We start from the raw sequence: 7,877 nt of genomic DNA, 5'->3' as shown, positions 1-7,877 counted from the left end.
CTCGTGCGCACCCCGGTGGCCGAGGAGCTCGACCGGCTGGCGGCGTGCCGCGCGGCGGCCTCCCGCGCCGCGGCCTGAGCACCTGCGTCGCCGGGGGAGGATAGGCGCATGACACGCCTGCACGTCCCCGTCACGCTGCGCTGGTCCGACCTCGACGCGTATCAGCACGTCAACAACGTCGCGATGTTCCGCCTCCTGGAGGACGCGCGCATCACCGCCTTCTGGCAGCACCCCGAGGCGCCGGAGGGCGAGGCGTGGCCGACGGCGGTGGTGCCGACGGGGCCGGACGCCGACTCGCACACCCTCGTGGCGGGCCAGCGCATCGAGTACCTGCGCCCCCTGCTGTTCACCCGGACGCCCGTGCGCGTGGAGATGTGGCTCGGTCGCATCGGCGGGGCGAGCGCCGAGGTCTGCTACGAGGTGCACGACGGCGCGGCGAGCATGCCCCGCAGCGGGCCGACGTCGGGCGGCGCACCGTACGCACGGGCGTCCACGACCCTCGTGTTCGTCGATGCCGCCACCAACCACCCGCGGCGCCTCACGGAGGCCGAGCGGCTGGCGTGGAAGGAGTTCGAGGAGGAGCCGATCACCTTCCGCCGGGGCTGAGCACCGCGGATCACTTTTCAACCCGACGTTTCTCGCCTTTGGCGGCCCTCAAAGACGAGAAACGTCGGGTTGAAAGGTGATCGGGCGTCGACGGAGCCGCCGAGTGGTGTCTTCCTGTCCGAATTGGTAGGTTCATCCGCCTTGGTTCGGAGACGGAGGAATGGTGGAGCTGCCCCCGCATCACGTCGACCCGGTCTCGCTGCACGAGGTCGTCCACGACGTCCCGGCGGCACGCGCCCTGCTCGCCGAGCTCGCGAGGGACGGCGGCGACGAGCTGCTCGCCGCCCGCGTCGACCTGCTGCGGGCGCTCGCGCCGGACTCCGACGACCCGGACGCGCAGCTCACCGAGGCCGAGCGGCTGGGCTGGCGCGCGGTCGGCCTGGCGGGCGGCCCGGCCGACGAGGTCGCGGCGGCCCACGCGCACGCGGACGAGGTGCCGCTCGGTGCGGTCGCGCCCGTGCTGCGGCTCGCTCACGTGCTCCAGCGGCGGCACCGGTTCGCGGAGGCCGACCTGCTGTTCGGGCTCGCGCTCGAGGCGACGCGCTACCACGGCGAGCACGCCGCGAGCATCGAGCACGCGCGCCGGCTCGAGTTCCGCACCCTGTACCACTGGGGGCTGTGCCGGTACGAGCAGGCGCTCGACGTGCACGCCGAGCAGGCCCGGCCGTACCTCGGCGAGGCGCTGGCGCTCTTCGTGCGCGCGGGCGAGCTCCGGGTCGAGGCGCGGGCCACGGCGCAGGAGGTCGAGCGGGTGCGCCGGGCCGTGCAGGCCGCACGCGACCGCCTGGCCGAGCTCGGGGCCTAGCCCGGGCCCGGCGCCCGCCGCGGGGGACCGAGGCGTCGGGCGGGCCTCAGGCGGGCAGCCGGATCATGCCCTCCTGGCCGGCCGAGGCGACCAGGACGCCGTCCTGGTAGACGCCGGCGGTGCCCAGCGCGCGGCCGCCCTGCGCGGTGGGGGAGGTCTGCACGAAGAGCATCCACTCGTCCACGTGGACGTCGCGGTGCCACCACATGCCGTGGTCGAGGCTCGCCATCGGCACCGAGGCGCCGACCTCCTGCCACGACTTGCCGGCCGCGCGCAGCGCGGGCTCGAGCATGAGCTGGTCGCACGCGAACGCCAGCAGCGCGCGGTGCATGGACTGTTCCTTGACGGCGAGCGGGCGCCGCGTGCGCATCCACACGAGCTGCGTGGCGGGCGGCCTGCCGCCCTCGGCCACGGCGGTGTCGGGGTGCAGGTAGAGCGAGCCGCCCACGTGGCGCAGCTCGAACGCCGAGTCGGCCCAGAACCGCGCCCGCGCGTCCACGCCCGGCGGCAGGTCGGCGAGCTCCTCGAACGCCGAGCCGACCTCCTCCGGGGGCGGCACGTCCTGCGGCATCGGCATGTGGTGCTCGTAGCCGGGCTGGTCCTCCTGGAACGAGGCGATCATCGACAGGATCGGCTTGCCGAACTGGATCGCGTGGGTGCGGCGCGCGCTGAACGAGCGCCCGTCGCGCAGCCGCTCGACCGCGAAGTCGATGGGCTCCTCGAGCCGCCCCTCGCGGAGGAAGTAGCCGTGCAGGGAGTGGATCAGCCGGCCCTCCGGCACGGTGCGGTCCGCGGCGAGGATGGCCTGCGCGAGCACCTGCCCGCCGTAGGCGCGGTTGGCCGGGCCGGGCACGCTGGCGCCGCGCAGCACGTCCTCCTCGCCCCGCGGGCCCCATCCCTCCAGGTGCCGCAGCTCGAGCACCTCCAGGAGGCGGTCGAGCGCGTCGGGCTGGGCGTCCGGGTCCTGGCCGGGGGAAGGGGGTGTGGGGGTGGCGTCCACGCGGGGCGTCTCCTTCGTGCTCTGTCTCGTCGTCTGGCGGAGCGTCCGGCTAGTCGTCGAACGTGTTGATCATGCTGAAGGCCGCGCGCTCCAGGTAGTCCCAGAGCTGGGACTCGTGGAGCGGGGCGAGCCCCAGGCCGTCCACCGCGGTGCGCATGTGCGCGAGCCAGCGGTCCCGGGCGTCCGGGTTCACCTTGTACGGCGCGTGCCGCATCCGCAGCCGGGGGTGGCCGCGCTGCTGGGAGTACGTGGTCGGGCCGCCCCAGTACTGCTCCAGGAAGAGCGTGAGCCGCTCCTTCGCCGGCCCCAGGTCCTCCTCGGGGTACATGGGGCGCAGCACCGGGTCGTCCGCGACGCCGTCGTAGAACGCGTCGACGAGGCGGACGAACGTGTCGTGCCCGCCGACCGCGTCGTAGAAGGATTCCTCTGTCACGCCTGTCATCCTGCCACCAGCCGGTGACGCGACGGCCCCGCGGACGCCCGCGCGGCACGCCGTGTGAGCAGATCGACACCAGGGCGGGCAGAAGGCTTGCCTGTGCCGATAGGCTGGTCGCAGACCTGCAGCGACGCACGGTGGGAGATGACACATGTCCAAGGCTGACCAGATCCTCGCGGCCCTCGGGGGAACCTCGAACGTCGTCGAGCTGGAACCCTGCATCACCCGGCTCCGGGTCGAGGTGAGCGATCCCTCCCTCGTGGACGAGCCGGGCCTCAAGTCGTCGGGGGCGTTCGGCGTCGTCCGCTCCGGCCGGGTGGTCCAGGTCATCGTCGGGCCGGAGGCCGACAACCTCGCCGCGGAGCTCGACACGCTCCGGGTGTAGTGACGCGCGCCGCTCGCGTCGCGGTCGGGCCGGGTGCGCCCGCGACCGCGACGCGAACGGCCTGTGAAGGTCGCGCAGGAGTCGCACGTACCGTGCGGGACCCGGCGGGCGAGCGCGTCGCTGCCCGGTAGGTTGGGCGCCGTGCTCGATTCTGTTGCCGCCTCCCTCTTCGAGAACGCGGAGGACTTCTGGGACTGGTTCCTGGACAAGCCTCTGACGATCATCCTCATCCTGCTGTTCGGCACCATCGCGATCGGGGTGCTGCGCCGGGTGGTCACCGCGCTGGCCGAGCGCATCGCGAACGGGCAGAAGCCGCGTGCCGTCGAGCGGCGGGCCGCGGCGCCGGGCGACGCGGCCCCGACCGACATCGGGACGAACGGCCGCCGCCGCAAGAAGAACGCCCTCTCGCCGCAGGCCCTCGCCGACGTGTTCGTCGCCGCCAACCCGCGCGCCGCCGAGCGCAGGGCGCAGCGGGCCCGGACGGTCGGTTCGGTGCTCAACTCGTCGATCAACATCGTGATCGGCACCGTCATGGCCCTGTGGATCCTGCAGACCGTCGGGCTGAACATCGCGCCGCTGCTGGCCACCGCGGGGGTCGCGGGCGTCGCGATCGGCTTCGGCGCCCAGAGTCTGGTCAAGGACTTCATCTCGGGCATCTTCCTGCTCATCGAGGACCAGTTCGGGGTGGGGGACATCGTCGACCTCGGTGGCGGGGTCTCGGGGACGGTCGAGGCGATGGGCCTGCGGCTGACCCAGGTGCGGGCGTTCGACGGCACCCTCTGGTACGTCCGCAACGGCGAGATCCTGCGGGCCGGCAACAGCACGCAGGAGTGGAGCCGCGCCGTGGCCTCGATCCAGGTGCCGCCCGACGTCGACGTCGACGTCGTGCGCGCCGCGCTCGGGCGCGCCGTCGACGCGGTGCAGCAGGACCCGGAGGTCGCGGAGAGCCTGCTGGAGACGCCGTCGGTGCGCGGCGTCGACGCGGTGGACCGCCTGGGCCTGACCTTCACGCTGCATGCCCAGGTGCGGCCGGCCCAGCAGTGGCTCGTCGCCCGGGCGCTGCGCAGCGCGGCGCACGCGGCGCTCCTGCAGCAGGGCATCGTCGCCAGCTCGGGGCCGGTCGACGCCGCCGCGGCGGAGCGCGCGACCCGCGAGCAGGGGTGAGCCCCGGCAGGCTCGCCGGTCGGCCATTTGGCCGGACACGCCCGCCTTACGCCCCGTGAGCGCCGGGAACTGGCAAGATCTTTCCTTGTGACCGACGAACCGATGAACGGGCCCGGCCAGGAAGGCTCTACCGTGCCGCCCGAGCTCGCCGAGCTCGCGGCGGCGCACGGCGTCCAGTGCGAGTACACCGACCACGACGGGAACCTGCAGCAGGTGAGCGCGTCGACGCTCGTCGCGGTGCTGGAGGCGCTGGGCGTGCCCGCGTCGACGCCTGCCGCCGTCACGGCGAGCCTCGAGCGCAGCAGGGACGACGAGTGGCGTGCCGTGCTGCCCCCGACGGTCGTGGTGCGGGAGGGCACCGAGGCGCAGGTGCCCGTGCACGTCGCCGACGGTGCCGACGTGTCCGTCTGGGTCGAGCTCGAGCTGTCGGAGGCGCCCGTCATGCCGGCCGGTGCGACGCCGTGGCGCGTCACCGGTCCGCAGCAGACGGGCACGGCGACCGGCTCGTTCGCGACCGTGCGCGGCACCCGCGTGCCGCTGCGGCAGGCCGACGTCTTCGTCGAGCCGCGCACGGTGGACAGCCGCAAGGTGGGCCGGGCGACCTTCGTGGTGCCCGACGACCTCCCGCTCGGCTGGCACACGCTGCACGCCGAGTCGGGCGGGCAGACGGCGCAGGCGTCGCTCGTCGTGACGCCGCAACGGCTCGCGCTGCCCGAGGAGGTCGCCCGCAAGCAGGCCTGGGGCTTCCTCGTCCAGCTCTACTCGGTGCGCTCGCGCGACTCCTGGGGCATGGGTGATCTTGCCGACCTGGGCGACCTCGCGTGGCAGACGGCGCACAACGGCGGCGCCGACTTCGTGGGCGTCAACCCGCTGCACGCCACGGAGCCGATCACGCCCGTGACACCGAGCCCGTACCTGCCGACGTCGCGCCGGTTCATGTCGCCGCTCTACATCCGGGTCGAGGACATCCGCGAGACGGCGTACCTCTCGGCGGCCGACCGCTCGCTCGTCGAGTGGGCGGCGGAGCCGGTGCGCGAGCTGTCCGAGGACGCGGGGCCGATCGACCGCGACGCCGTCTGGGAGGCCAAGAAGGCGGCCCTCGAGGTCGTCTATACCGCGCCCCGCTCGGCCGCCCGGCAGACCGCCTTCGACGAGTACGTGCTCGCGCAGGGCAAGGGCCTCATCGACTTCGCGACCTGGTGCGCGATCACGGAGCACCTGGACGGCCGCGACTGGCCGCCCGAGCTCGCCGACCCCTCCTCGCCCGGCGTCGCGACGCTGCGCAGCGCGCGCGCCGACCGCGTGCAGTTCTACTGCTGGCTGCAGTGGGTGGTCGACGAGCAGCTCCGGGCCGCGCACCGCGCCGGGCTGGACGCGGGCATGCGCCTGGGCGTGCTCAAGGACCTGGCGGTCGGCTCGTCGCCCGAGGGCGCGGACTCGTGGGCCGACGCCGCCGTCCTCGCGCGGGGCGTCTCGGTCGGTGCCCCGCCGGACATGTACAACCAGCAGGGCCAGAACTGGAGCCCGGCGCCGTGGCACCCGAAGGCGCTCGCCAAGGCTGGCTACGCGCCGTACCGCGACCTGCTGCGCACCGCCATGCGGCACTGCGGCGCCCTGCGCATCGACCACGTCCTGGGACTGTTCCGCCTCTGGTGGATCCCGGGCGGGGCGCGCGCGTCCGCCGGCGCGTACGTGAGCTACGACCACGAGGCGCTCATCGGCATCCTGTGCCTCGAGGCGCAGCGGGCCGGCGTGACGATCATCGGCGAGGACCTCGGCACCTTCGAGCCCTGGATCCGCGACTACCTCGCCGAGCGCGGCATCCTCGGCACCTCGGTGCTGCTCTTCGAGCGCGACGAGGACGGCCGTCCGGTCGAGCCCGAGGCCTACCGCAGCGCCGCGCTGGCCACCGTGACCACGCACGACCTCCCGCCGACGGCCGGGTACCTCGCCGGTGAGCACGTGGACCTGCGCGAGCGGCTCGGCCTGCTCACGGAGGACGCGACGGTGCTGCGCGGCAAGGCCCGCGCCGAGCGCGAGTCGCTGGTGGAAGCGTTGTCGCGGCGCGGCCTGACGACGTTCGACCCGTCGGAGCGCGAGCTCGTCGAAGGGCTGCACAGGTACCTGCGGGACACGCCGGCGGCGCTGGTCGGCGTCCACCTCACCGACGCGGTGGGGGAACGGCGCGCCCAGAACCAGCCCGGCACCGACACCGAGTACCCCAACTGGAAGGTGCCGCTCGCCGACTCGACGGGCGCCGTCGTCCTGCTGGAGGACCTGTTCGCCAACCCGCGGCTGCGGTCGCTGGTGGCGGTGCTCAACGAGGAGTAGGTCCCGGACGCACACGAGCCGGGTGTCGGCTCCCCGTCCTGACCAGGACGGGGGCCGGCACCCGGCTCGCGTGCTGCGGGCCCGGCGTCAGGCCTGCCCGATACCCGCGCGGGCGATCGAGAAGCCGGCCTTGCTCTCGTCGACGACGCAGGTCATGCCGGTCTCGGCGCTGGTGCACGTGAACCCGTGCGCCGACTTCGACTCCCCGTACTGGAGGATCGCGGTCTTCTTCGGCGCCTTCTTCGGCTGCTCCTCGCGCGGGATGCACGGCTGCGTCACGTTGCCGCTCGAGTCCACCTTGGCCACGAAGCCCGACGCGCCACCGCACGAGTCGTCGGGTGCGGGCTTCTGGTTCAGCTCGGCGATGCCGCAGGCCGCGGCGTCCGCGGAGATCGTGCACGTGATGTTCAGCGACGGCGCGGCGAACGTCTCGACGTCGGCGCCACCGTTGGTCTCGAGCCCGGTCGGGGCCGACGGCTCGGTCGACTGCTCGGCGACCGTCGACGGGCTGCCCGCCGGGTCGTCGTCGGACGAGAACAGGCTCGCCGCGAACACGATGGCCGCGACGACCAGCACCACGTCGAGCGCGATGAACGCGATCCAGCCCGGGCTGAGCCGACGGCGCGGCTCGGGCTCCGGCGCGGCGCCGTACCCGGCCTGCGGGTAGACCGGCTGACCGTACTGGTCGTAGCCCTGGGGCGGCGGGTAGCCCTGCGGGGCGTACTGGCCGCCGGGCGGCGTCTGGGGGGCGTAGCCCTGCTGCGGCGCGTACCCCTGGGGCTGGGGCGCCTGCTGCGGGTAGGCCTGCGGCTGCGGCGCGTAGCCCTGCGGGTACTGCTGCTGTGGCTGCTGCGCGTAGTACTGCTGCGTCATCGCCGGGTCGGCAGACCTCACCCCGGAGCCCACCCCGCCGTTCGCCCCGTTGTGCACGGAGTGCACGACCGGGGCCCCCGGCGCCGCGGGCGCGGGGGTCACGGCCTGCGCGAACTGGTTCGCGGGTGAGATGGCCGGCGGCATGCGGTTCGACGCGGACACGCGCTGGACCGGCCCCTGCTGCACGGGGGTCGGTGCGGTGGGCGGGTGCTCCTCGTGGGACGGAGCACCCGGCTCCTCGCCGGGACCCTCGCCGGGCGGCGGCGGGGGCGGCGGC

General features: G+C 74.1%; 7 protein-coding genes and 1 pseudogene. 5 read left to right on the top strand and 3 right to left on the bottom strand.

Annotated elements, in window-relative coordinates; genetic code table 11:
- The first annotated feature begins 108 nt into the window (after positions 1 to 108).
- On the top strand, positions 109 to 606 hold the full coding sequence (locus HLB15_RS21085) for an acyl-CoA thioesterase (protein ID WP_171108362.1): 498 nt from the start codon (positions 109 to 111) through the stop codon (positions 604 to 606).
- 160 nt (positions 607 to 766) lie between these two features.
- Entirely contained in the window at positions 767 to 1,411 is a 645-nt protein-coding gene (locus HLB15_RS21080; RefSeq protein ID WP_171108359.1) for a hypothetical protein, read from the top strand.
- A 46-nt stretch (positions 1,412 to 1,457) separates the two neighbouring features.
- Here the strand turns inward: HLB15_RS21080 and HLB15_RS21075 are convergent, their stop codons facing one another.
- Together HLB15_RS21075 and HLB15_RS21070 are read right to left on the bottom strand one after the other, a co-directional pair.
- Positions 1,458 to 2,411 carry an acyl-CoA thioesterase gene (locus tag HLB15_RS21075; RefSeq protein ID WP_171108355.1) on the bottom strand — a complete coding sequence of 318 codons (954 nt, stop codon included), beginning with the start codon at positions 2,409 to 2,411 and terminating at the stop codon, positions 1,458 to 1,460.
- Between the two features lie 49 nt (positions 2,412 to 2,460).
- On the bottom strand, positions 2,461 to 2,844 hold the full coding sequence (locus HLB15_RS21070; protein ID WP_308424941.1) for a globin: 384 nt from the start codon (positions 2,842 to 2,844) through the stop codon (positions 2,461 to 2,463).
- A 154-nt stretch (positions 2,845 to 2,998) separates the two neighbouring features.
- On the opposite strand from HLB15_RS21070, the gene HLB15_RS21065 reads away from it, so the two are divergent.
- The 3 genes from HLB15_RS21065 to malQ all read left to right on the top strand — a co-directional run bounded on the left by HLB15_RS21065 (position 2,999) and on the right by malQ (position 6,727).
- On the top strand, positions 2,999 to 3,232 hold the full coding sequence (locus HLB15_RS21065; protein WP_171108350.1) for a PTS sugar transporter subunit IIB: 234 nt from the start codon (positions 2,999 to 3,001) through the stop codon (positions 3,230 to 3,232).
- A 141-nt stretch (positions 3,233 to 3,373) separates the two neighbouring features.
- Positions 3,374 to 4,396, top strand: coding sequence for a mechanosensitive ion channel family protein (locus tag HLB15_RS21060; protein ID WP_171108346.1), 1,023 nt, complete (start codon positions 3,374 to 3,376; stop codon positions 4,394 to 4,396).
- 102 nt (positions 4,397 to 4,498) lie between these two features.
- Complete coding sequence (malQ, locus tag HLB15_RS21055) at positions 4,499 to 6,727, top strand: 4-alpha-glucanotransferase (RefSeq protein ID WP_171108365.1); 2,229 nt, start codon at positions 4,499 to 4,501, stop codon at positions 6,725 to 6,727.
- A gap of 87 nt (positions 6,728 to 6,814) precedes the next feature.
- Here the strand turns inward: malQ and HLB15_RS21050 are convergent.
- Positions 6,815 to 7,877, bottom strand: a pseudogene (locus tag HLB15_RS21050) (hypothetical protein); the annotation flags it as partial.

This window comes from Promicromonospora citrea (assembly GCF_013004695.1).
Classification (GTDB): Bacteria; Actinomycetota; Actinomycetes; order Actinomycetales; family Cellulomonadaceae; genus Promicromonospora; species Promicromonospora citrea.
This window is presented reverse-complemented; position numbering and strand designations above follow the sequence as displayed.